The sequence below is a fragment of the Mediterraneibacter sp. NSJ-151 genome, from assembly GCF_022487435.1.
In the GTDB taxonomy this organism is placed as follows: Bacteria; Bacillota; Clostridia; order Lachnospirales; family Lachnospiraceae; genus Schaedlerella; species Schaedlerella hominis.
On the sequence record NZ_JAKVPP010000009.1, the window covers coordinates 25,941 to 49,969 of the forward strand.

At 40.3% G+C, this 24,029-nt stretch carries 17 protein-coding genes and 1 pseudogene; 17 read left to right on the forward strand and 1 reads right to left on the reverse strand.

Translation table 11 applies throughout. The annotated features are described in order from the left end of the window. The first annotated feature begins 382 nt into the window (after positions 1-382). From LQE94_RS10340 to LQE94_RS10405, 14 genes and pseudogenes are all read left to right on the forward strand, one after another. Complete coding sequence (locus tag LQE94_RS10340; RefSeq protein WP_240577649.1) at positions 383-2,056, forward strand: carbon starvation CstA family protein; 1,674 nt, start codon at positions 383-385, stop codon at positions 2,054-2,056. 334 nt (positions 2,057-2,390) lie between these two features. Then, positions 2,391-3,095, forward strand: coding sequence for an ABC transporter ATP-binding protein (locus LQE94_RS10345; protein WP_022076257.1), 705 nt, complete (start codon positions 2,391-2,393; stop codon positions 3,093-3,095). Between the two features lie 24 nt (positions 3,096-3,119). Continuing rightward, on the forward strand, positions 3,120-5,681 hold the full coding sequence (locus LQE94_RS10350) for an ABC transporter permease (protein ID WP_240577650.1): 2,562 nt from the start codon (positions 3,120-3,122) through the stop codon (positions 5,679-5,681). A 20-nt stretch (positions 5,682-5,701) separates the two neighbouring features. After that, on the forward strand, positions 5,702-6,382 hold the full coding sequence (locus tag LQE94_RS10355; protein ID WP_022076255.1) for a response regulator transcription factor: 681 nt from the start codon (positions 5,702-5,704) through the stop codon (positions 6,380-6,382). Continuing rightward, positions 6,379-7,881 (forward strand): sensor histidine kinase, encoded by a 1,503-nt coding sequence (locus LQE94_RS10360; protein WP_240577651.1) that lies wholly within the window; start codon positions 6,379-6,381, stop codon positions 7,879-7,881. Before LQE94_RS10355 ends, LQE94_RS10360 begins: the two co-directional genes overlap by 4 nt. After that, on the forward strand, positions 7,878-8,492 hold the full coding sequence (hisH, locus tag LQE94_RS10365; protein ID WP_117990466.1) for an imidazole glycerol phosphate synthase subunit HisH: 615 nt from the start codon (positions 7,878-7,880) through the stop codon (positions 8,490-8,492). Before LQE94_RS10360 ends, hisH begins: the two co-directional genes overlap by 4 nt. Next, positions 8,493-9,254 carry an imidazole glycerol phosphate synthase subunit HisF gene (hisF, locus tag LQE94_RS10370; protein WP_240577652.1) on the forward strand — a complete coding sequence of 254 codons (762 nt, stop codon included), beginning with the start codon at positions 8,493-8,495 and terminating at the stop codon, positions 9,252-9,254. Positions 9,255-9,269: 15 nt separating this feature from the next. Continuing rightward, positions 9,270-9,938 (forward strand): uracil-DNA glycosylase, encoded by a 669-nt coding sequence (locus LQE94_RS10375; RefSeq protein ID WP_022076251.1) that lies wholly within the window; start codon positions 9,270-9,272, stop codon positions 9,936-9,938. Between the two features lie 135 nt (positions 9,939-10,073). Further along, complete coding sequence (locus LQE94_RS10380; RefSeq protein ID WP_240577653.1) at positions 10,074-10,856, forward strand: ABC transporter ATP-binding protein; 783 nt, start codon at positions 10,074-10,076, stop codon at positions 10,854-10,856. After that, a complete protein-coding gene (locus LQE94_RS10385; protein WP_240577654.1) occupies positions 10,856-12,436 on the forward strand; it encodes a COG1361 S-layer family protein in 1,581 nt (526 codons plus the stop codon). The genes LQE94_RS10380 and LQE94_RS10385 overlap by 1 nt, the downstream gene beginning before the upstream one ends. Beyond that, positions 12,405-13,829, forward strand: a complete 1,425-nt coding sequence (locus tag LQE94_RS10390) for an ABC transporter permease (protein WP_240577655.1) — start codon at positions 12,405-12,407, stop codon at positions 13,827-13,829. Before LQE94_RS10385 ends, LQE94_RS10390 begins: the two co-directional genes overlap by 32 nt. A gap of 367 nt (positions 13,830-14,196) precedes the next feature. Then, positions 14,197-14,445 (forward strand): annotated as a pseudogene (locus LQE94_RS10395) (sodium:calcium antiporter); the annotation flags it as partial. A 227-nt stretch (positions 14,446-14,672) separates the two neighbouring features. After that, positions 14,673-16,022: an MFS transporter gene (locus tag LQE94_RS10400; protein WP_117990446.1), complete on the forward strand. Its 1,350-nt coding sequence runs from the start codon at positions 14,673-14,675 to the stop codon at positions 16,020-16,022. 100 nt (positions 16,023-16,122) lie between these two features. Continuing rightward, positions 16,123-18,483: a glycoside hydrolase family 3 N-terminal domain-containing protein gene (locus tag LQE94_RS10405; protein WP_240577657.1), complete on the forward strand. Its 2,361-nt coding sequence runs from the start codon at positions 16,123-16,125 to the stop codon at positions 18,481-18,483. Positions 18,484-19,004: 521 nt separating this feature from the next. Here LQE94_RS10405 and LQE94_RS10410 read toward each other — a convergent pair. Continuing rightward, on the reverse strand, positions 19,005-19,841 hold the full coding sequence (locus LQE94_RS10410) for a PocR ligand-binding domain-containing protein (protein ID WP_117990441.1): 837 nt from the start codon (positions 19,839-19,841) through the stop codon (positions 19,005-19,007). Between the two features lie 221 nt (positions 19,842-20,062). Between LQE94_RS10410 and LQE94_RS10415 the strand changes: the two genes are divergently transcribed. The 3 genes from LQE94_RS10415 to LQE94_RS10425 are packed head-to-tail and all read left to right on the forward strand — an operon-like array spanning position 20,063 to position 23,919. Beyond that, positions 20,063-20,932 carry a class II fructose-bisphosphate aldolase gene (locus LQE94_RS10415; RefSeq protein ID WP_240577658.1) on the forward strand — a complete coding sequence of 290 codons (870 nt, stop codon included), beginning with the start codon at positions 20,063-20,065 and terminating at the stop codon, positions 20,930-20,932. Between the two features lie 36 nt (positions 20,933-20,968). After that, positions 20,969-22,381, forward strand: a complete 1,413-nt coding sequence (locus LQE94_RS10420; protein WP_240577659.1) for an L-fucose/L-arabinose isomerase family protein — start codon at positions 20,969-20,971, stop codon at positions 22,379-22,381. A 53-nt stretch (positions 22,382-22,434) separates the two neighbouring features. Beyond that, the gene (locus tag LQE94_RS10425) at positions 22,435-23,919 is read left to right on the forward strand and encodes an FGGY-family carbohydrate kinase (protein WP_117990433.1); all 1,485 of its coding nucleotides are present in this window, start codon (positions 22,435-22,437) and stop codon (positions 23,917-23,919) included. The last annotated feature ends 110 nt before the right edge of the window (positions 23,920-24,029 follow it).

Below are 24,029 nucleotides of genomic sequence, written 5' to 3' on the forward strand. Positions count from 1 at the left end.
CTGGGAAAGCGTTGTGGATATAATTTTTGTGGGGAGGTATCTGCAACAGTATATGAACCTAGGATATAGATACATCAGACACCAGAAAAGTAAATCTTCTCATCGTTCCACATCTTTCAATCACGATACATCACAAAGCAAGAAAAAGACTATGCAATCCAGCGAATTGGAGTCGGGCTTGCCCGACGAAGCTGAGCAGGAGTGCATAGTCTTTCTTTTCTTGCTTGGGGCTGTCATGAACTAAATAGTAATTGTGCAATATGATTATTTCAAAAGTATAAACTTTATAAATTTTATATAAAACGCTTCTTGACTCTACCGAGGTAAATCGGTAAAATAAACACTATTAAAAATAGAATTTAGATAGGAAGAAGGAGAGATTATGAATGGAATTATAATGATGGTTATCGCCATCGTTGTATTAGGAGGAGGATATCTTTTCTATGGAAAGTACCTCGAGAAAAAATGGGGAATTGACCCGAATGCGAAAACTCCTGCTTATGAGATGGAAGATGGAGTAGATTATGTGCCAGCAGATACAAATATTGTATTTGGTCATCAATTCGCTTCAATCGCAGGTGCAGGTCCAATCAACGGACCAATTCAGGCAGCAATGTTTGGATGGCTTCCAGTACTTTTATGGGTACTGATCGGTGGTGTATTTTTTGGTGCAGTACAGGATTTTGCATCAATGTATGCATCTGTAAAGAATAAAGGACGTACAATTGGTTTTATTATTGAAGAATACATTGGTAAAACAGGAAAGAAACTGTTCTTATTATTCTGCTGGTTATTCTGTATCCTTGTAGTTGCAGCTTTTGCAGATGTAGTTGCAGGAACATTTAATGGGTTTGTAGCAGACGAAGCAGGCACTATAACTAAAGTTGCAGCAAATGGTGCAGTAGCAACAACATCCATGATTTTTATTTTAGAAGCAGTTGCTCTTGGATTCATTTTGAAATATGGTAAATTGAATAAATGGGTTAATACAGCAATAGCAATTATTATGCTTGTCGCAGCAGTTGCTCTTGGACTGAATTTCCCAATGTATCTGACAAGAGAGACTTGGCATATTTTGATTTTCATTTACATTTTGATTGCCAGCGTTGCCCCTGTAACAATGTTGCTTCAGCCACGTGATTACTTGAACAGTTATTTGTTGATATTCATGATTCTGGCAGCAATTGTAGGTGTATTCGTAGCAAATCCATCATGTAACTTGAAAGCTTTCACAAGCTTCAATGTAGATGGAAGCTATATGTTCCCAATTTTATTTGTAACAATTGCATGTGGAGCTGTATCTGGATTCCATTCACTGGTATCTTCAGGAACTGCTTCAAAACAGATTAAAAATGAGAAAAATATGCTTCCTGTATCTTATGGTGCTATGCTTATGGAAAGTATGCTGGCTGTAATCGCATTGATCGCAGTTGCATCTTTCGCAGATGGAGAGGCAGCAGCACAGGGACTTACAACACAGCCACAGATTTTTGCAGGTGCGATTGCAAACTTCCTTGATGTGATTGGATTACCACATAGTCTGGTATTTACATTGATCAACCTTTCTGTATCAGCTTTTGCACTGACATCTCTTGATTCAGTTGCACGTATCGGAAGACTTTCGTTCCAGGAATTCTTCATCGATGAAGATACAGATATGAAGAATCTTTCACCATTTATGAAAGTGGTAACAAACAAATACTTCTCAACAATTATTACACTGGTACTTGCATATTTGCTTGCAAAAGTTGGTTATGCAGAGATTTGGCCATTGTTTGGTTCTGCAAACCAGTTGTTATCAGTACTTGCATTAATAGCTTGTGCAGTATTTTTGAAAAAGACAAAACGCCAGGGTGCTATGCTTTGGATTCCAATGGTATTCATGATGGCAGTAACATTTACAGCACTTGGAATGACAATCTACAAATTAAGTGGACAGTTCGTTGCAACAGGGCTCAGTTTTGGAAACACATTGCAGTTAATCTTTGCAGTATTGCTCTTATTGCTTGGTGTGATTGTAGCAATCCAGGGTATTAAGAAATTGACAGAGAAATAAATTCGGATTAAAAATGTTAGAAAAATAAAATAGCGATTTATAGAATCGTTCTAGAGGAATAGATAATTGACTTCTTAATTTAACTTATATGATTAAGAAGTTCGATTATCTATTTTTTTATCTCAGTCGAGAAGACTCACTACTTGAAAGAGGTGGGAGTCTTCTCGACTTGAAATAGGAAAGTGCTTTCCTAATATATAAAAACGTATCGGAAGTATAAAAAAATTGTGAACATATGCTTTGCTCAACAAAAATATGATACAATACAAATATATATAAATATGTTCGTATTGTAATATTTTTGAACGATAATACACAGAAAGGAAATAATTGTATGGCAGGTTTTGTGCAGTTAAAAGACATTACAAAAGTATATAAGATGGGCGAAGTGGAGATACGTGCAGTGGATGGTATCTCATTTGAAATTGAAAAGGGAGAATTTGTAGTAATCGTGGGACCAAGTGGAGCCGGTAAGACAACTGTCTTGAATATTCTTGGGGGAATGGATACGGCATCTAGTGGACGGATTTTGGTAGATGGAGCGAATATTACAGGGTATAATGAGCGTCAGCTCACTTCATATCGAAGAGATGATATTGGATTTGTATTTCAGTTTTATAATCTGGTTCCGAATCTGACTGCAAAGGAGAATGTAGAGCTTGCACTTCAGATTTGTAAGGATCCACTGGATGCAAAGCAGGTATTATGCGAAGTTGGTCTGGGAGACAGACTGGATAATTTCCCGGCTCAGCTTTCCGGCGGAGAACAGCAGCGGGTATCAATTGCAAGAGCACTGGCGAAAAATCCAAAATTATTATTATGCGACGAGCCGACGGGAGCTTTGGATTATAATACAGGTAAGGCAATTTTAAAATTACTGCAGGATATGTGCAGAGAGAAAGGAATGACAGTGATCGTTATTACACACAACTCTGCACTGGCGCCAATGGCAGATCGTCTGATCAAAATTAAAAATGGAAAAGTCTCTTCTATGATAACGAATGAGAATCCAGTTTCAATTGATGAGATCGAATGGTAAAACAATAAAAGATGGAGAACAAGGATGAGTAAAAAAGCACTTAGAAAAGATTTTTATATGGAAATCCGAAAAAGTATGGGACGATTTCTGTCAATTTTCTTTATCGTTGCAATCGGAGTTGCATTTTTCTCAGGAATCCGATCTTCGGAGCCGGATATGCGATTGTCAGGGGATGCATATTTTGATGAGAAAAATCTTATGGATCTGCAAATAATCAGTACACTGGGGCTTACTCAGGATGATGTGGATGCCATCTGCCAGGTGAAGGGTATAAAAGACGTAGAAGCCGGATACTCAACGGATGTACTTTGCAAGTCGGGAGACAGCCAGAAGGTTGTGCATATCATGTCACTGCTTCCAACAATGAATCAGGTTACTGTTGAGGAAGGCAGATTGCCAAAGGATACAAACGAATGTGTTCTGGATATTGATTATTATGAAGCAAATGGATACAAAATCGGGGATGAGATTACATTTTCTTCAGGAACAAAAGATGCGATTACCGATTCATTAAAATATGACACATATAAAATTGTTGGAACAGTAAGCAGTCCGACATATGTGTCTTTTGGTCGTGGGAATACGACAATTGGAACAGGAACAATCAATGGATTTGCCTGTGTATTGGAAGAGAGCTTTAATATGGATGCATATTCAGAAATTTATGCAACTGTGGAGGGAGCTAAGAAGTTAACAGCATTTACAAAAGAATATGATAATCGTGTAGATGAAGTTGAGAAGCGAATTGAGAAGATTAAGACAGAAAGAGAAGATGCAAGATATGAAGAAGTGTTAGATGAGGCAGAAACAAGAATGCAGCTGATGATGGCACAGACGTATCAGGTATTTATGAATGGTCAGGATGGATTGAAAAGTCTGGACGATGAGATGAGTCAGATTCCGAAGGCTAAATGGTATATTTATGACAGAGAGCATCTGGTAGAATACAGCGGTTATGGAGAAAATGCAGACCGTATGCGGGCTATCGGAAAGGTATTTCCGGTACTGTTCTTTTTGATGGCAGCACTTATCAGTCTGACAACGATGACACGTATGGTAGAAGAACAGCGGACGTTAATCGGAACGATGAAAGCACTGGGCTATTCGAAAGCTTCCATAGCGGGAAAATATATTGGATATGCATCGCTTGCAACAATCCTTGGATGTGTTTTCGGGGCATTGTTTGGAGAAAAAGTATTTCCGTATATTATTATCAAAGCGTATGGAATTATATATACGCATGTTCCGAATATTGAAGTTCCGTACAATTTGTATTATGCAGGAGTTGCATCAGCTGCAGCCGTATTTTGTGTACTTTTTGCAACAGTTACATCCTGTTATAAAGAGCTGCGAGAACAGGCAGCACAATTGATGCGTCCGCCGGCTCCAAAACAGGGAAAGAGGGTTCTGTTAGAAAGAATCCCATTTATATGGAAGCGTTTAAGTTTTACTTGGAAATCAACGGTCCGGAATCTGGTTCGTTATAAGAAGAGATTCTTTATGACATTGTTTGGAATCGGAGGCTGTATGGCGCTTCTATTGTTTGGATTTGGTCTGCATGATTCGATTGTAAATATCGGAATATTGCAGTACGAGGATCTGCAACTGTTTGATGCCGATCTAATTTTGAATGAAGAAGCGACAGATACCGCAAAGCAAGAGATTACAGACAGTCTGAAAAGTGATGGCCGGATCAAACATATTACACAGGCTTTGCAGCAACAAGTAACAATTAAGAAGGATGATACAGAAAAGGAAGTATATCTTACAGTGTTTGAGCCGGGAGAAGAGAATGATTCGCTGTTTGTCTATCAGAATCGTGTGACAAAAGAGCAATATAAATTGACAGATGACGGTGTGATACTGACAGAAAAAATCGCAGATAAGCTGGGAGTAAAACCAGGTGATTCATTTACAATTGAAAAGTCGGGCGAAGAAGATGTGACAGTGACGGTATCAGCAATATGTGAGAATTATATGCGGCATTATATGTATATGACGTCAGGGCTTTATGAACAGTTGTATGGTAAAGCTGTAAGCTATAATTCCATTTTCTATACAGTCAATGACGGGCAGAGAGAAGTAGCAGAAGAAATCGGTGAGGAAGCACTGAAAAAAGATGGCGCATTAAGTGTCAGCTATACCAGGGATTATGAATCACAGATAGAGGATATGCTGGGAAGTCTGAATATGGTTATTGTGGTTCTTGTGATTTCAGCGGGATTATTGGCATTTGTTGTATTGTATAATCTGAATAATATCAACATTACAGAACGTAAGCGAGAACTTGCAACTTTAAAAGTGCTGGGATTTTATCCAAAAGAAGTTGCAGAATATGTTTATCGTGAGAACATCCTGTTAACAGTGCTGGGTTCTGTTGTCGGGTGTGGACTTGGAAAAATACTACATCGTTTTATCATTGAAACAGTAGAGGTGGATTCAGCAATGTTTGGAAGAAATATTGATCTGAGCAGTTATATATTCGGATTTTTAATCACAATTGGTTTTTCAATGTTTGTAAATGGTGTAATGTATTTTAAGTTGAAAAAGATAGATATGGTAGAATCACTCAAGAGTGTTGAGTAAGTTCAAAGGAGATAGCAATAATGGAAAAAATGAAGATTCTTGTAGTAGATGATGAAAGCAGAATGAGAAAGTTGGTAAAAGATTTCCTGACAAGAGCAGGTTATCAAGTATTAGAAGCAGGAGATGGTATGGAAGCAATGGATTTATTTTACGAAGATAAAGATATTGCCCTAATCATTCTGGACGTTATGATGCCAAAGATGGACGGATGGCAGGTATGCAGGGAAGTCCGCGAGCATTCAAAAGTTCCGATCATTATGTTGACAGCCCGGTCGGAAGAGAGAGATGAGCTTCAAGGATTTGAACTGGGAGTAGACGAATACATTTCAAAGCCATTTAGTCCGAAAATCTTAGTAGCGAGAGTCGGAGCAATCTTAAGAAGAATAAATGGTACAGACATGTCAGACATTCTTGACGCAGGCGGAATTAAGATTGACAAGGCGGCGCACAGTGTTATGATCGATGATAAACCGATAGATTTAAGCTATAAGGAATTTGAGCTTCTAACTTATTTTGTGGAAAATCAGGGGATTGCACTTTCTAGAGAAAAAATATTAAATAATGTTTGGAATTATGATTATTTTGGGGATGCACGTACGATTGACACACATGTTAAGAAGCTGAGAAGTAAGCTTGGTGATAAGGGAGAGTATATTAAAACAATCTGGGGAATGGGATATAAATTCGAGGTAGAAAAATGAAATACTCAATTAAACGTCAGATGTTAGCATTGTTCACAGGAGCAGTAGCACTTGTTATTGTGATGATGTTTATCATCAATTCCAGCTTTATGGAGAGATTTTTTATACAAAATAAAAAAATCGAGATGGTCGAGCTTTACGAAACCTTAGATAAAACAGCAAAGAAGGGTGATATCAATTCGGTTGAGATACAGGAAGAGCTTCAGAGGCAGTGTGAGAGAAAGAATTGTGCAGTACTTGTGATCAATTCAGGTTCAGATATTACATTTAACACAGAGCAGGAAAGAAAAGGGCGTCTGTTTACGCGTTTGATCGGATATATCGTAGGAAAAGATATCGGACATGTCCTGGAAGAAAGGGACTCCTACAAAATATACAAGGTCCAGGATCAGGGACGAGGAGAAGAATATATGGATATGGTTGGACAGTTGGCTGACGAGTCTATTTTTATTATCCGAAGTCCTTATGGAAGTATTTACGATACCGTAAATTCGACGAATAAGTTTCTGATCTGTGGTGGTGGTGTTACGGTATTATGTGGGCTGCTCTTTGTATGGTTTTTTTCACAAAAGATTACAAAGCCAATCATGGAGCTTGCTGAACTGTCACAGCGCATGGCAAATCTGGATTTTAATGCAAAGTATACAAGTGGCGGTGAAAATGAAATCGGAATTCTAGGCGGAAACTTTAACCTGATGTCGAAACGTCTGGAAGAAACAATCACAGAATTGAAGCGGGCAAATAATCAATTACAAAAAGATATTGAACAAAAAGAAAAGATTGAAGATATGAGAAATGAATTTCTTGGAAATGTTTCTCATGAATTAAAAACTCCGATTGCATTGATCCAAGGTTATGCGGAAGGATTGCGGGATGGAATTACAGAAGATCCGGAAAGCATGGAATTCTATTGCGATGTTATTATAGACGAGGCTAACAAGATGAATCAGATGGTAAAAAATCTGTTGACTTTAAATCAACTGGAATTTGGTGATGAAGATTTGGAAATCACACGATTTAATCTTGTAGGGTTGATTCGCGGTGTTCTGGCAAGCTGTGAGATTTTGCTTCAACAGGCAGAAGCAGAAGTCGATTGCGTGACGGAAGAGGAGGTTTACGTTTGGGCAGATGAGTTCAAAACAGAGCAGGTATTTAGAAATTACTTGACAAATGCTATTCATCACGTAGACAATGAGAAGAGAATCGAGATTCGTATCATACCGCAGGGAGATACAGTAAGAGTTACCGTATTTAATAGTGGAAAGCCGATACCGGAGGAAGATATTGCAAAATTATGGGATAAATTCTATAAAGTAGACAAGGCGCATACAAGAGAATATGGTGGAAATGGAATCGGCTTGTCGATTGTGAAAGCAATTATGGAGTCATTCCACCAGCAATATGGTGTAAAGAACTATGATAACGGAGTTGAATTCTGGTTTGAGCTTGATTCGAAAACATCAAAATGTGATAGTAAGGTACAGGGAGAAGAGACATGATAGCGATTATTGATTATGATGCAGGTAATATCAAAAGCGTAGAGAAGGCATTATTGTATCTGGGACAGGAAGTGAAGATCACAAGTGCTCCATCTGAAATTTTAAGCGCAGATAAAGTGATACTTCCGGGAGTCGGTGCATTTGGAGATGCAATGGAGAAGTTGAAAGAACGACATTTGGATGATGTAATTCGTAAAGTCACAGAAAAAGGGACTCCGTTTTTAGGCATTTGTCTTGGACTCCAGCTTTTGTTTGAACGAAGCGATGAAGCCAAGGGTGTGGAAGGACTTGGGATTTTAGAAGGAGAGATTTGCAGAATCCCGGCTTGCGAAGGCTTAAAGATTCCACATATGGGATGGAATTCGCTACATCTTGAACATAATGGTCGTTTATTTAAAAATGTTGATGAACAGGCCTATGTTTATTTCGTTCATTCCTACTATCTGAAAGCGAAAGATGAGAATATTGTTAAGGCATCAACAGAATATGGTGTACACATCCATGCTTCTGTAGAAAAAGGAAATATTTTTGCATGCCAGTTCCATCCGGAAAAGAGCAGTGAGGTTGGATTACAGATACTGAAGAATTTCGTGGAATTGGAGGAAAGATAGATGTTTACAAAAAGAATTATTCCATGTTTGGATGTACATGCAGGCCGAGTTGTAAAAGGTGTTAATTTTGTGGATTTAAAAGATGCCGGAGATCCGGTAGAAATTGCAAAAGCCTACGATCAGGCAGGTGCAGATGAACTTGTGTTTTTGGATATTACGGCATCTTCTGACGGAAGAAATACGGTCGTTGATATGGTGCGTAAAGTTGCAGAGTGCGTATTTATTCCATTTACAGTTGGCGGAGGCATCCGCACAGTAGAGGACTTCAAAGTATTGCTTCGCGAAGGTGCAGATAAGATTTCTATCAACTCTTCTGCAATCAATAACCCACAGCTGATCGCAGATTCAGCAGAGAAGTTTGGAAGTCAGTGTGTTGTTGTGGCTATCGATGCAAAAAAAAGGGCAGACGGAAGTGGATGGAATATTTATAAGAATGGCGGAAGAGTCGATGTTGGAATCGATGCTATAGAGTGGGCAAAGAAAGTGGAAAAGCTTGGAGCAGGAGAAATTCTTTTGACTAGTATGGATTGTGACGGAACAAAAGCTGGGTACGATCTGGAACTGACGAGAGCAATTGCAGACAGTGTTTCTATTCCGGTCATTGCATCCGGAGGAGCGGGAACGCTGGAGCATTTTAAAGAAGCTTTGACAGAAGGCGGGGCTGATGCAGCATTGGCAGCATCATTGTTCCATTATAAAGAATTAGAAATAAAAGAAGTAAAGAACTATTTACAGCATGAAGGTGTATCAGTTCGATTATAGGAAAAAGGAGAAGTCATGTCGGGAATTAATGGAGACTGGTATGAGGCTCTTAAAGAAGAGTTCAAAAAACCTTATTACAAAAAATTATATGATACAGTAAATGCAGAATATCACACAAGAAAAATATTTCCACCTGCACAGGATATTTTCAATGCATTTCACCTGACACCATTAAAAGATGTAAAGGTGGTAATTTTGGGACAAGACCCATATCATAATGATGGACAGGCACATGGGCTTAGTTTTTCAGTACAGAAGGGGGTAGATATTCCACCTTCACTGGTAAATATTTATAAAGAATTACATGATGATCTGGGATGCACAATTCCAAATCATGGTTGTCTGGAAAAATGGGCAAAACAAGGTGTTTTGATGTTGAATACAGTGTTGACGGTTCGTGCACATCAGGCTAATTCACATCGTGGAATTGGCTGGGAAGAATTTACAGATGCGGCAATTATGGCATTAAATAACCAGGACAGACCAATTGTGTTTATTCTTTGGGGTGCGCCGGCACAGAGAAAGGAGAAGATGTTGACAAATCCGCAGCATTTGATTCTGAAAGCACCACATCCAAGCCCATTAGCTGCATATAGAGGATTTTTCGGAAGCAGACCATTTAGTCAGACAAATGAATTTTTGAAAGCACATGGGATTGAACCGATTGACTGGCAGATTGATTAGAAAATACAATAAGAAGAAAGAGACTATGCTGTGAGTTGGTATAGTCTCTTTTTTTAAGAAAAAATTAAAGAAAAAATAAACAAAAAAGAGAACAGATAAAGTATAATAATACGTATGCAGAAGGGAGGGCATTTGGTGAAAAAGGTTATAGAAGTAAAAAATTTATATAAATTGTACCGGGTCGGTGATTCGATAGTCCGAGCATTAAATGGTGTGGATTTTGACATTTACGAAGGTGAATTTTGTGCAATTGTCGGAACATCCGGCTCAGGTAAATCAACATTATTAAATATGCTGGCTGGATTAGAAAAGCCGACAAAAGGTGAAGTGATCATTGCCGGACGGCATATAGAAAAATTAAACGAAGATGGTCTGGTCAGTTTCAGACGTGATCATGTCGGATTTATTTTTCAGTCCTTTCATCTTATCAGTACAATGAATGCGGTGGAAAATGTAGCTTTGCCGCTCAGCTTTCGGGGCGTTCCTAAAAAAGAGAGATTAAAAAAGGCGGATAAGATGTTGGATTTGGTTAATTTGAAAAAACAAAAGAAACATATGCCGAATCAGATGTCCGGAGGACAGCAGCAGAGAGTTGGTGTTGCAAGAGCATTGGTCGTAGACCCGGAAATCATTTTTGCAGATGAGCCGACAGGAAACCTGGATTCACATACTTCGGAAGAAGTTATGGCATTGATGCAGAATGTAGTCCGTAAACAGAAGAAAACACTGGTTATGGTAACGCATGACAATCATCTTGCGACATATGCTGACCGAGTATTTCATATTATAGATGGAAAAATTGTGAAAATAGAAGATAATCGAAACAAAAATGTGAATAACTTAGTCCAGAATGAAAAAGAAAGTGAAAAAATAAAAGCAGAGATAGCAGGAAAACAATCAGGGGAGGATAACAGGTAATGAGACATTGGAAAAAAGCAACAGGGGTGATATTGAGTCTGGCAATGATGACAGCAATGGCACCAATAAGCTTTGCACAGGATAGCAAAGCAGCTTCAAATGTAAATGTGGCAGGAGAAAGTGGAAACGAGAATCCGTCAGCCATATCCAGAAGCTCAAGTGAGACACCAATTCCCAAAATTCGTCTGTCGGTAGGCAAAGGACAGTCTACACCAAATTATAATGCAGAGCAAAAGGTAGAATTAACAGTAAAAATTGTAAATGAAGGAAGCTGTGATGCAAACAATGTGAAAATTTCTCCGGTAATCGATAATGCATCTGATTTCCCTTTCAAAATTGAAAATATGAATGAGGAAAAGACAATTGAACAGATTAAGGCGGGAGAGTCTGCGGAAGCAACATGGAATTTTTCAGTCAGATCTGATGTAGAGACAAAATCTTATAAAACACCATTTCAGATTACATACGATGATGGGACAAATATTTACGAAACAAATAAATACATTTATGTGAATACAACTGCAAAGAAAACTGCTGATACACCAAAAGCTGATCCGACACCGACTCCGGATACAACGCAGAATGTATCCGGCGATGCAGGTCAGGCAATTTATGATGCAGGTGGAATCTCAAACAGTGACCCGATTGCAACAGGAGGTTCAGATAAAAGCCAGAGTGTGCCACGTGTGATCGTGACTGGATTTTCAACGAATCCGGAAAATGTGAATGCCGGAAGCGATTTTAAATTGACAGTACATGTAAAGAACACATCAAAGACAACAGCAGTTTCCAATTTATTGTTTGATATGCAGGCTCCATCGGCCGGAACGGACGCAGCCGCAGAAGCACCTGCATTTCTTCCGTCATCTGGTTCCAGCACAATTTATCTGGAATCTATTCCAGCGGGAGAAACAAGAGATATTTCAATTGATTTGAATGCAAGAGCAGATTTGGTGCAAAAGCCATACAGTATTGCAATGTCCATGAAATACGAGGATGGCAATGCAGCACAGTACGAAGCTTCTTCAAGTCTTGCAATTCCGGTCAAACAGGCTGCAAGATTTGAATTCAGTGATATTGAATTGTCACCGGACAGCATTCAGGTAGGAGAAGAAGCAAATTTAACATGCAATATTTATAATACAGGACGAATCAAGCTTTATAATGTTAAAATCAAATTTTCAGGAGACGGAATCAGCGGGAAAGATGTATTTGTAGGAAATGTTGATTCTGGTGCAACAGGAACAATCGACGGTATGTTAATGGGAGAATCAGAAGTGCCGGCGGGAAGCAAGTGTAAAATGACAATGACATATGAAGATGAATCAGGAAAATCATTTACTGCAGAAAAAGAATTTGAAATGGAAGTTACTCCTGTGATGGATGACGATGATACAACGATGGTAGGAGCGGTGGAGGAAGAAGAAAAAAGCACGCCGATCATCCCAATCGTAGTTGTGGTAATCGTGGCATTAGTAGTGATAGCAGTGCTTGTTGTTCGTAAAAAGAAGAAAAAACAATTGGCTTTGGAAGAGGAGGATTTAGTAGATGAGGTGGATCGATTTACTGAGGATGAGTAGCAGTAATCTCCGACGAAGAAAACTGCGAAGCATTCTTACGATTCTTGGTGTAGTGATCGGAACCGCTTCAATTGTTGTAATGATTTCTCTTGGTCTTGGGATGCAGCAATCCTTGTATCGTGAGATTGAGCAGTCTGGCGGTATGACTGCAGTGACTGTGACAGGAAAAGATGTGGGCAGTCAGATGTATTATTATTCTGACAGTGGATCAGATCAGGAAGCATCAAAATATGTGACAGATGAAACAATAGAAAAGCTGTCAAAATTAGAGCATGTAAAGAGTGCATCGCCGGTTTTATTAATGAACTCAATTATAATGACAGGAAAATATTACGGTAATATTCAGTTGACAGGGATGACTCCGGAAGCATTAAAAGAGCAAAATATAAGTCTTGTAGAAGGAGGTAGATTACCAAAAATAGACGGTTCGGAATTAGAGTTGGTATTTGGAAACCTTGCAACAGAAAATCTAATGGAAAAGGGAACCGACAAAGGATATTGGGAAACAGGGGTGATGCCTGAGGTCGATGTGATGAAAGCGCAGATGTTTCTTATATTAGATTCTGATGCGTATTATAACACACTGTATAATACAGGAGGCACAGCAACATCAACGGAGAATTCTTCTTCTGCAAGTACAGGAGGAACAACTCCTACAAAGGCTCCTAAAAAATATGTAGTACACGCAAGTGGTCGTGTTACAGGCGATGAAAATACATATAATGCACATTCTTACAATGTATATTGTGATATTACAACCTTAAAAAATATGTTGAAAAAAGAATATGCAGGTCGTGCAATACCTGGACAGCCTACTACAAAAAGCGGAAAACCATACAAATTCTTTGCGTACACAAATGCAATGGTTCAGGTAGATGACATTGATAATGTAGATGCTGTAGCATCTGAAATCCAGAATCTTGGCTATAAAGTAACAACAAACGCAGAATATGTAAAAAGCATGCAAAAACAGTTTGCAATGATCCAGGCTGTGCTGGGAGGCATCGGAGCGGTATCCTTATTTGTGGCAGCAATTGGAATCATGAATACAATGATGATGTCAATTTATGAGCGAACAAAAGAAATCGGAGTAATAAAAGTACTCGGATGCAGCTTGAAGAATATAAAGCAAATGTTTTTACTTGAGGCAGCATTTATTGGCTTTATCGGAGGCGTGGTAGGAAATCTGTTGAGTTTTTTGATGTCATTTATTATCAATATACTTACCGGAAACGGAAGTGCAATGGGATTAGATGGAAATATTTCCTATATACCGCCCTGGCTGGTTATTGCTTCCATGGCATTTGCGGTGTTGATAGGAATGGTGGCGGGATATTTTCCGGCACTTAGGGCGATGAAATTAAGTCCGCTGGCGGCGATTAGAAATGAATAAAACATTTGTAAGTACGTGGTAATCGTGAGTTGGATTGCCACGTACTCTTTTATTTATGGTAAAATTTTTCCAAAGGAAATGAAATCATACTAGAATTTATAGAGGCTGCAATATTCAGATTCATGTGAAGAATCCAAATAAACTCCAACATGGAGTGATGAGTATGCAGATTGACGGCAAGACAATTAATGGAAATCTGATTAGGCCGAAAATGGCAGCAGGAAAAGATTCACTGTATGTAGAAATTGAAATAGGAAGGTAATACAAATGATAAGCATTTTTCATGTATCTTACCATACAGGAGGGAGTGAAAGGTAGACAGGAAAGTCTCGATGCCGGTGAGGAGATTGAAGTGAAATATACGATGGGAATGAGTATTTTTGTATCCATTGTAGGTCTTGCCGGAATTGTATTGGGTGGTGATCTGACCGTCAATGCAGCAAAAGAAATCGCAAGAGCATTCGGACTCAGTGAAGCATTGATTGGTCTGACGATTGTTGCGTTGGGAACCTCACTTCCGGAACTTGTGACTTCCATTGTGGCAGCTCAAAAAGGTGAAAGTGACATTGCGCTGGGGAATGTGGTCGGATCCAATATATTCAATATTTTCCTGATATGAGATAAAATTACTATTGAAAAGAATGTTTACGCGTATAGTTCTGTAGCATAAGCAGTCTGATTTCATCGGATAGAAAATCCTGTTTTACTGTTTTCAATGCGATTTAGATGAAAAAACGAAATATGATACATAATCAGAGTGTGAATGCCGAATGGTGATATTGTGATGAAAAAAAGTAGTATTTTATAATCTATGTAAACAATAAAAGAGGAGGGTTCTAAAATATGGAAGAAAGAAAATACCTGAAGTGGTATAACAAAGTGGGATATGGAATCGGTGATGTAGCAGCCAACTGTTCCTACGGACTGGTCACAAGTTTTGTGTTGATTTATCTGACGAATACTGTTGGATTGAATGCGGGAATTGTCGGAACATTGATTATGGCATCAAAATTGCTGGACGGCATTTCTGATATTATTTTCGGAATGATTATTGACCGTACAAAGACCAAAATGGGTAAGGCGAGACCTTGGATGTTTGGGGCACAGTTCGGTGTATCGATTACAATGATTATGTTGTTTGCAATTCCGGATATGGGAGCAAATATGCAGTATGTGTATTTCTTCATCGTCTACACACTGATGAATGTAATTTTCTATACAGCAAGTAATATCGCATATTCATCATTGACATCACTGACAACAAAGAACTCAAACGAACGAGTTCAGCTTGGCTCTATCCGTTTCATTTTTTCGCTGCTTACGAACCTAGTTGTAGCAACTGCTACAGTCGGTCTGGTAGAAGCTTTCGGTGGTGGTGCAAAAGGATGGAAGACAGTTGCGATCATCTTCTCCGTTGCAGCATTGATCATTAATACAATCAGTGTATTCAGCATCAAAGAACTTCCGGAAGAGGAACTGCTTGGCGAAAAGAAGATTCAGGAAAAAGTATCTCTTGCAGCAGGAATCAAAGTGATCGTAAAAAACAAGTATTATCTGATGATTCTTGCAATCTACGTTCTGTATTATGGAATGATGGGTGTGACACAGACGGTTGGAATCTACTATATGACATATGTGTTTGAACAACCGTCACTTCTGGGAACATTTACATTGGCAACACTGCTTCCAATGATCATTGTACTTGCAGTGACACCGGCACTGGTTAAGAAGAAGGGAATGTACAAGATTATCAATCTGGGATATGACGGAGCAATTCTCTTCCGTGGACTGTTTATGGTATTTGCATTTATGGCAAATAAAGCACTCATGCTTATTACATTATTGCTCAATGGATTCTGTACAGGACCACTTGTCGGAAGTTTAAACGCATTGATCTCAGAATCAAGCGACTATACATATCGCACACAGAAACAAAGACTGGACGGAATGATGTTCAGCTGTTCTTCCTTTGGAATTAAAGTGGGTGGCGGAATCGGAACTGCGGCAGCAGGATGGCTTCTGGCAGCCGGTGGATTCGACGGACAGGCAGCTGTTCAGGCAGCAAGTGCAGTGAATATGATCAAAGTATCTTATGCAGTTGTTCCATTTGCAGTAGTTGTTTTCATGAAACTGCTTGTGAAAGCATTGAAGGTTGAAGAAGCAAACAAAAACTGGGATGCAGAACATAAATAAAGTCAAAAAACGGCTTGCCAGAAATGGCAGGTCGTTTACTATAAGTTCATCGAGAACGTATGACTATTTAAAAATTTCAATATTAGGAAGGGGAAAGAATATGGCTACACAGTTAAAGGATGAAGTTTCAATTGAACAGATTCTAAACGAAATGAGTGTAGAGGAGAAAGCACGTATGATCACCGGTGGATCACCGTTTCATTCAGAAAAGATGGAGAAATACGGGATTCCAGCCATGTATATGCTGGATAGCTGTAATGGTCTGAATGCAAGAGAGTATGTAGCAGAAAAGGCATATTTTAAGACTGCAGAGGCAGCGGAACAGGCAGGGGAGCCTCTTGACCGTGAGCAGAACGGATTCATGGGAGGACTTCTGCTTGCATTTGCTACATTACAGAAGGAGATGGCAGCAAAGAAAGCTTCCGGTGCGCCGGAAGAACCGTTGAAATTCGGTAATTATCCACCGGGAATCTCATATGGATCTACATGGAATCCAGAGGTCGTAAAAAAATGCAGTATGGCGATGGCAAAGGAAATGGGAAGCTATGGAATTGATATGGTGCTTGGTCCGAATATCAACATTCACAGAGACCCGCTTTGCGGAAGAATGGCAGAGAGTATTTCCGAGGATCCGTATCTTGTGTCAAAGATCGCAGTTGCTCAGGTAGATGGTATACAGGAAGAAGGACTGATTGCCTGCGCGAAGCATTTTGCAGCAAATAATCAGGAAAAGGACCGTTTGGGAGTGGAAGAACATGTGCCGGAGCGTGCACTTCGAGAAATCTATCTGCCGGCGTTCAAAGCATGTGTTGATGCAGGGGTTGGTTCACTGATGTCTGCTTATAACAAGCTGAACGGCAAGCCAAGTGCGATGAATGACGATCTGCTGACAAATATCCTCAGAGATGAGTGGGGATTTGAAGGCTTTGTTGTCTCAGACTGGGGCGCATCTTATGATCAGGTCATGGCGGCTGCGGCAGGTACAGATTTGACTATGCCAGGACCACGTAGTACGAAATGTATCGAAGCGGCAGTGGAAGACGGACGACTTCCGGTGGAAAAACTGGACAACTGTGTGCGGAATTTCCTGCGTATTCTTGTGAAGTCTACAGCTATGACCGGAAACCATCCGAAGTTAAACATGGACGAAACGATTCAGGCAGCGGAAGAGGCAGCAAGAGAAGCAATGATTCTTCTGAAAAATGATGGTGTACTGCCAATTCCGGTAGATATGGATGTTGTATTTTACGGAAAACGAAGCAAAGCATTCGTATTCTGTCCGGAAGGCTCCAGCAAGGTTATGACAAGCCTTTCTACCAACCCGTATGACCGTGCAGTTGAGCTTCTTGGTTCGGAGCATGTTTCTTTTGAAGAGGTGAAAGCAGATACAAAATACTGGATTGTTGTTGTCGGGGCAAACGGACATGAAGGATCTGATCGTGATACACTGTCCATGGACGAAGACGAACAGCTGGCAATGGAAAAAGCCATTCGGGAAGCAAAAGCGGCGAATGGAAAAGTCATCGTAATTATTAATGCAACCGGACCAATTGATCTGACTTGCTACGAAAAGGACGTGGATGCAATTTTATGTCCGTTCTTTGCAGGCATGCAGGGAGGTAAAGCAGCTGCAGACGCATTGTTTGGATTGTACAATCCATCCGGTAAACTGCCGCTTACATGGCCGAGACGTTATTGTGATGCACCGGCATATAAAAATTATCCCGGTGAAAACAAAGAGGTATGGTATGGCGAAGGCATGTATGTCGGTTACCGCTGGTACGACGCAAGACAGATTCCGGTTGCATACCCATTCGGATATGGTCTGAGCTATACAACATTCGAGATTTCCGGACTTGAGGTGCCGGAGTCAGTCAATGTAGATAAGGAAGACTTTACAGTCGGCGTAAAGGTAAAGAATACCGGTAAGGTTGCCGGAAGTGAAGTCGTGCAGTTATATGTACATGATCGTGTATCAAAGATCGACAAGCCATACAAACAGCTCAAGGGATTCCAAAAGGTATATTTGCAGCCGGGAGAGGAAAAAGATGTTACTTTTGTATTGCAGAAAGACAGCTTTGCAGGCTATAGTCTGGAATTGAAGCAGTGGATTACAGAGCCGGGAGAGTTTGATCTCCTTGTCGGTACATCCTCCGAAGACCTTCCGCTTACTGCATGTGTCAAAGTGCGTTGTAAAAATCCATACGGTTATTCTGACCTCACTGCAATCGGGGCCATTGCAAAAGATCCGAGAGCATTGAATGCCGTGAATCAGATCATTGGAGGCGACCTCGCAGATATCGCACATGTAGCAATTGAATTTGGACCGGATACACCGTTTGGAAATGTGTGGAACGGAAATGCAATGCAGAAATTCTTTACAGATAATGGCATTACAAAAGAGCAGAGTGATGAGATGCGTGCTCAGCTTCAGGAAGAGTTTGACAAAATAGAAATTTGAAAAAGGGGTCAGATTCCTATGAACTACAGTTTCCTGTTTACTTATGTTTTACAGTGCTGTACTGGTGGGGAGCACATCAGCCAGAGTATAGTGTATGAAAAGAGACAAGGACCGGTGAATCTTGTTAAGATACAGTAAAGATAACGTAAGAAAAAAGAGAAGGATTGGAACGATAGGTTTCTCGGAACAGGAAATGGTGGTTCGGCAGGAGTGATTGCAGAAGGCGCAATGTTAAACGGAGTGTGCAGAGGATTTTCCAAAGACCTTGGAACACGGAATGGAATGAACAGGTAGGGACCGTTATAAAAGATATAGATTTGAATATGGAACCGACGACATATTTTGCCCATTAGCTGCAAAATAAAATGAAAAATACATTGTAAACGAGAACACAGCTCCTACGGTAACGGCATATGGAATGCACGATAAGTTCCAGCTTTATGAGGAATCAGTCAGGTTAGATAAAAAATTGACGGAATATAATGTTCCACATGAGTATAATGAGTAAGTAAAAGTGAGATTCACTGTATACTTTTCCTGTATTTTTTTGCCGGTAGTCCGACTTCCCTTTTAAATACCCGGCAGAAATAGTTATAATCTGCAAACCCGACGAGGTCGGAAATTCTAGTGATTGGCTTGTCAGTTTCTTTTAACAGTGTCTTCGCCTTTTCGATACGCAGATGGCGGATGTGTTCTGCAATGCCACATCCATAGTAATGCGTGGCAGACTGGCAGAGTTTTGTCTTACTGATACCAAAAGCAGAAGATAGTGCGTCAATGGATAAGTCTTCGGACAGATTTGCCAGCAGGTATGCATCCATATTGCGGATGAAGTTATTGCGTTGAACCGTGATTGTATTCTTTAAAATTGCATAGAAAGCACATGCTTCCATGATTTTTGCAGCAGCCTGAATCTGTTCACGTGTTTTCAGGGGGATGTCTTCCGTATATCGGAGGATGTCCTCTGTTACGTTTGGGGAAAGAGAAAAGTACTGGGCTAACATAGAAGCAAGCATTTCCACATTTTGTTCATCAGAGATCTGTCCGAACATCATATAACCGATCACTGTATTGTTCTCAATTAGTGGGGCGGTAGCTTCAATTAATCCGGCATGACAGTGGAAGATGACCAGGCGGTTCGTTTCCTTGCATTTCTGAAATGAAGTGTGGTCACTCTGACTACAGAGAGCCAGTGTGTGTTCCTGAGATTTCATCTGACTGCAAAAGGCACAGTTATGTTCCGGATAAGAGAGCAGCTCGTTGTAGTCAAGATCAAACAATACAATCCGAATTCCGGTCAGAACGTAAAAGTCTTTCATTAGTTCGTGAAGTTCCATTTCATTATATTCCAAGTTCATCGGTAAAAATCTCCCTATTTCACATCATTTTGTGATTTTCATTGTAACATAAAAATGTAAAAAAATATATGATAACGGAAAAATTTACAGTTTTTAAAACGCATTTTACTATATTTTTCCTTTTGTTTTGTATATGCTGATGTCAGTACATGAAGTTAAGTAATTTGAAGTTGGTACAGCAAAAATCAATGTATCAGTGTGCAATGAAAGTGAGGAAAATTATGTTAGTCAACTTGAAGGAAATCTTACAGATGGCAGAAGAAAAAAATATTGCAGTCGGATCATTTAATACGCCAAATCTGGAGAGTCTGATTGCAATTATCAGTGCGGCAGAAGAGTTGGATGTGCCGGTGATCATCCAGTTTGCCCAGTGTCATGAACCGTGGATTCCGGTATCAGTAATTGGACAGATTATGGTTGAACATGCGAAGAAGGCGAGTGTTCCGGTATGTGTGCATCTTGACCACGGTGAGACATTGGAATATCTACAGCAGGCATTGGAAATCGGATTTACAGGAATCATGTATGATGGCTCTGTATTAAGCTATGAAGAGAATCTTGCAAATACAAAAAGAGCAGTGGAAATGGCTGCAAAATGTAACTGCAGCGTAGAGGCAGAGTTAGGTTCTATGGGAAAACGTGAGTCAGGAGCCGGTGACGGAAGCGGGGAAGAGGACGACACAAAGATTTACACAGATCCTGTTCAGGCAAAACAGTTTGTAGAAGAGACAAAGATTGACGCTCTCGCATGTTCGTTCGGAACAACACACGGTATCTATCTTGCAAAACCACAGTTAGATTTCGATGTTGTAAAAAATGTAAGAGCGCAGACAGGAAACATTCCGGTTGTTATGCATGGGGGTTCCGGTGTGAGTAAAGAAGATTTCCATACAGGAATCAAAGCCGGAGTTCGCAAAGTAAACTACTTTACATATATGGATAAATCAGGTGGAAATGCTGCGGCAGAGTATGTGAATAGCTTAAAGGAAAATGAACCGAAATTTTACTCATCAGTTGTACTGGCAGCAACAGAAGCAATGAAAGAAAATGTAAAAGAAGCAATGAGAACATTTGCTTTGTTAGATGAATAGAAACATCTGAAAAAATAAGAAAAGGAGATTGAAAACATGACAAAGAAAAAGATGACATTTGCATTAGCATTTTGCAACAGAGGATTCATGCCGGGAGAACTTATCTACGGTGCAAGAGAAGATATGATCAAAGCAGTCACAGATGCAGGATATGATTATATTGCAATGGATGCAGATCTGACACGTTACGGCGGAATCGAGACAAGAGATGAAGGTATGCTGTATGCGAAATGGCTCAAAGAACATGATGGAGAATACGATGGAGTCATTTTCTCTATGCCGATTTTCGCTGATGAGAACGGTGCAATTACAGCTCTACAGGATGCAGGAGTTCCGATTCTGATGCAGGCATATCCGGATGAGATTGGTAAAATGGATTTCGCACACAGAAGGGATGCCTTCTGTGGTAAATTCTCAGTTACAGATGTATTTACACAGTATCAGGTTCCATTTACGGTATTAAAACCACACGTGGTACATCCATTGTCAGAGAAGTTTGCGGAGAACTTAAGAGACTTTGCAGCAATCTGCCGTGTCGTAAATGGTATGAAGCGATTCACAATCGGATGCATCGGTGCAAGAACAACAGCGTTTAAAACAACTAGATTTGATGAAGTTGGATTACAGAAAAATGGAATTACTGTCGAGTCGTTTGACTTATCTGAATTAATCTTCAAAGTCAATGCGAAGGCAGACGATGATGCAGCTGTGCTTGCAAAGATGGAAACTTTGATGAACTATTCTGATTTTACAAAGGTTCCACAGGAAAAGAAAGTGATGCTTGCAAAAGTGTCGGTAGTCATTGATGAGTATGTAGAAGAGTACCACTTGGATTCGCTCGCAATCCGTTGCTGGAATGAGATGGAACAGATTCTAAGAATTTGCCCATGTGTACTCTTGTCTGAGTTAAATGACAGAGGTATCGTGACAAGCTGCGAAATCGATTTGACATCTGCTGTATCAATGCGTGCAATGGCACTTGCAAGTGAAGAGCCTACAGCAGTTCTTGACTGGAACAACAACTATGGTGATGAGGAAAACAAAGTAATCCTGTTCCACTGCGGTTCTACAGCACAGAGCCTGATGACACAGAAAGGAACAGTTACATCTCATAAGATGTTCGACAAAGGTGATCCGGGAAGTGGATGGGGAACGAATGAAGGAAGAATTCGTCCGATGAAAACAACAATTTCTAACTGTCTGACTGTAGATGGTAAGATTAAGATTTATGCGAGTGAAGCAGAATTCACAGCTGATCCGATCGAGGAAGCATACTTCGGATGTGCAGGTGTATGCGAGATGCCGAATATGGAAGATAAAATGATTCGCCTGGCAAGAGGCGGTTTCAAACATCACACATGCATCGGTGTTGGTCACATGAAAGATGTATTAAAAGAGGCATTCACTACATATCTTGGATATGACTGGGTGGATATTGACAAAGAATAAAAAGTGTTGTAAACACCTTACTTCAAAAATAATTTGTAAGGAAGTGAAATGATATGTATATCGGAGGACTTGACATCGGAACAACAGGCTGTAAACTGACAGTTTTTGATGAAAACGGAAAACAAGTGCATAAGTCCTACAGTGATTATCCGGTAAAACGCATGGCGAGTGCTCACGAAGTAGATGCCAATGCGATTCTTGCAGGAGTATGGAAGGTAATCACGGATACGACAAAGCAGTACAAAGATATCGCAGGAATCGGGATTACAAGCTTCGGAGAAACATGCGTGATGACAGACGCAGACGGAATGCCATTGCATGCAGCAATGCTCTACACAGATCCGAGAGGAAAAGAGCAATGCATGCAGCTCTGCAATAAAATGAGTGAGGACAGAATCGCTGAGATATCTGGCATGAAACCTCATGAAATGTATAGCCTGCCAAAGCTGATGTGGCTGAAGGAAAATGAGCCGGAATTATATGTTAAAGCTGAGCATGTGTTCCTCATGGAAGATTTCGTTGTTTATCATCTGACCGGACAGACGAAGATCGATTATTCCCTCGCGACAAGAACGATGGGATTTGATATCCGGAAGATGGAGTGGAGCAAAGAAATCTTTGAAACAGCGGGGATTGATGTGAATCTGATGTCAGAGACTGTTCCGACAGGAACCGTTGCAGGAACGGTGACAAAAGAGATCGCAGAAAAGACAGGGCTTACCACAGAGACCAAGATTGTGTGTATCAGTCATGACCAGATTGCGGCGGCAGTCGGAGCAGGCGTATTTGACTCTGACACAGCTGTTGACGGAGCCGGAACGGTCGAATGTATCACCCCAATCTATGATGAGATACCGGACATGCAGGTTATGACAAAGGGAAATTATGCGGTTGTACCATATGTTATACCCGGGAAATATGTATGCTATGCATTTTCCTACACCGGAGGTGCTTTGATGCAGTGGTGTACGGAAACAATTGCAAAGAAGGAAAAGGAAGAGGCAAAAGCAGAAGGAATCTCTGTCAATGAATTGCTGGAGAGACAGTCTGTGAGTCCGACAGGACTGCTGGTGCTTCCACATTTCGCAGGAGCGGCAACTCCATACATGGATACCGGTTCGAAAGGGGCAGTCTTAGGACTGACGACTGCCACAACTGCGGCAGATATTTACCGGGGCTGCATGGAAGGGGTTGTCTATGAGATGGTGCTGAATCTACAGTGGCTGAAAGAGTCAGGAATACATTTCCATAGACTCAATGCGACTGGAGGTGGAGCTCATTCCAAAGAGTGGATGCAAATGAAGGCGGATATGCTGGATATGGAAATTACATCGCTTGAGACTGTTGATGCAGGAACTGTGGGAAGTGCAATGCTGACAGGAATTGCCGTAGGAATCTTTGATGATTTAAAGCAGGCGGCACAGGTAATGGTGCATGAAGTATCCACTTATAAACCAAGAAAAGAAATGCACGAAAAGTATATGGAAATCTATGAGCGGTACGAACAGGTTTATCGTGCAGTTCGAGGGTTAATGTAAATGTGATGATAACAGTTCAGGCAGAGAAGATGCAATGCTGCAGTGAACGGTCATAATAAAAGAACGAGAGGACGTGAACATGAGTAGCGTTCCAGAAAAACTTCTTACAC

Excerpts from the sequence above, each read along its gene's own strand:
- LQE94_RS10340 (WP_240577649.1), top strand. The coding sequence starts at position 383 with ATGAATGGAATTATAATGATGGTTATCGCCATCGTTGTATTAGGAGGA.
- LQE94_RS10385 (WP_240577654.1), top strand. The coding sequence starts at position 10,856 with ATGAGACATTGGAAAAAAGCAACAGGGGTGATATTGAGTCTGGCAATG.
- LQE94_RS10425 (WP_117990433.1), top strand. The coding sequence starts at position 22,435 with ATGTATATCGGAGGACTTGACATCGGAACAACAGGCTGTAAACTGACA.
- LQE94_RS10350 (WP_240577650.1), top strand. The coding sequence starts at position 3,120 with ATGAGTAAAAAAGCACTTAGAAAAGATTTTTATATGGAAATCCGAAAA.
- hisF (WP_240577652.1), top strand. The coding sequence starts at position 8,493 with ATGTTTACAAAAAGAATTATTCCATGTTTGGATGTACATGCAGGCCGA.
- hisH (WP_117990466.1), top strand. The coding sequence starts at position 7,878 with ATGATAGCGATTATTGATTATGATGCAGGTAATATCAAAAGCGTAGAG.
- LQE94_RS10345 (WP_022076257.1), top strand. The coding sequence starts at position 2,391 with ATGGCAGGTTTTGTGCAGTTAAAAGACATTACAAAAGTATATAAGATG.
- LQE94_RS10360 (WP_240577651.1), top strand. The coding sequence starts at position 6,379 with ATGAAATACTCAATTAAACGTCAGATGTTAGCATTGTTCACAGGAGCA.
- LQE94_RS10405 (WP_240577657.1), top strand. The coding sequence starts at position 16,123 with ATGGCTACACAGTTAAAGGATGAAGTTTCAATTGAACAGATTCTAAAC.
- LQE94_RS10420 (WP_240577659.1), top strand. The coding sequence starts at position 20,969 with ATGACAAAGAAAAAGATGACATTTGCATTAGCATTTTGCAACAGAGGA.
- LQE94_RS10410 (WP_117990441.1), bottom strand. The coding sequence starts at position 19,841 with ATGAACTTGGAATATAATGAAATGGAACTTCACGAACTAATGAAAGAC.
- LQE94_RS10400 (WP_117990446.1), top strand. The coding sequence starts at position 14,673 with ATGGAAGAAAGAAAATACCTGAAGTGGTATAACAAAGTGGGATATGGA.
- LQE94_RS10415 (WP_240577658.1), top strand. The coding sequence starts at position 20,063 with ATGTTAGTCAACTTGAAGGAAATCTTACAGATGGCAGAAGAAAAAAAT.
- LQE94_RS10390 (WP_240577655.1), top strand. The coding sequence starts at position 12,405 with ATGAGGTGGATCGATTTACTGAGGATGAGTAGCAGTAATCTCCGACGA.
- LQE94_RS10375 (WP_022076251.1), top strand. The coding sequence starts at position 9,270 with ATGTCGGGAATTAATGGAGACTGGTATGAGGCTCTTAAAGAAGAGTTC.
- LQE94_RS10355 (WP_022076255.1), top strand. The coding sequence starts at position 5,702 with ATGGAAAAAATGAAGATTCTTGTAGTAGATGATGAAAGCAGAATGAGA.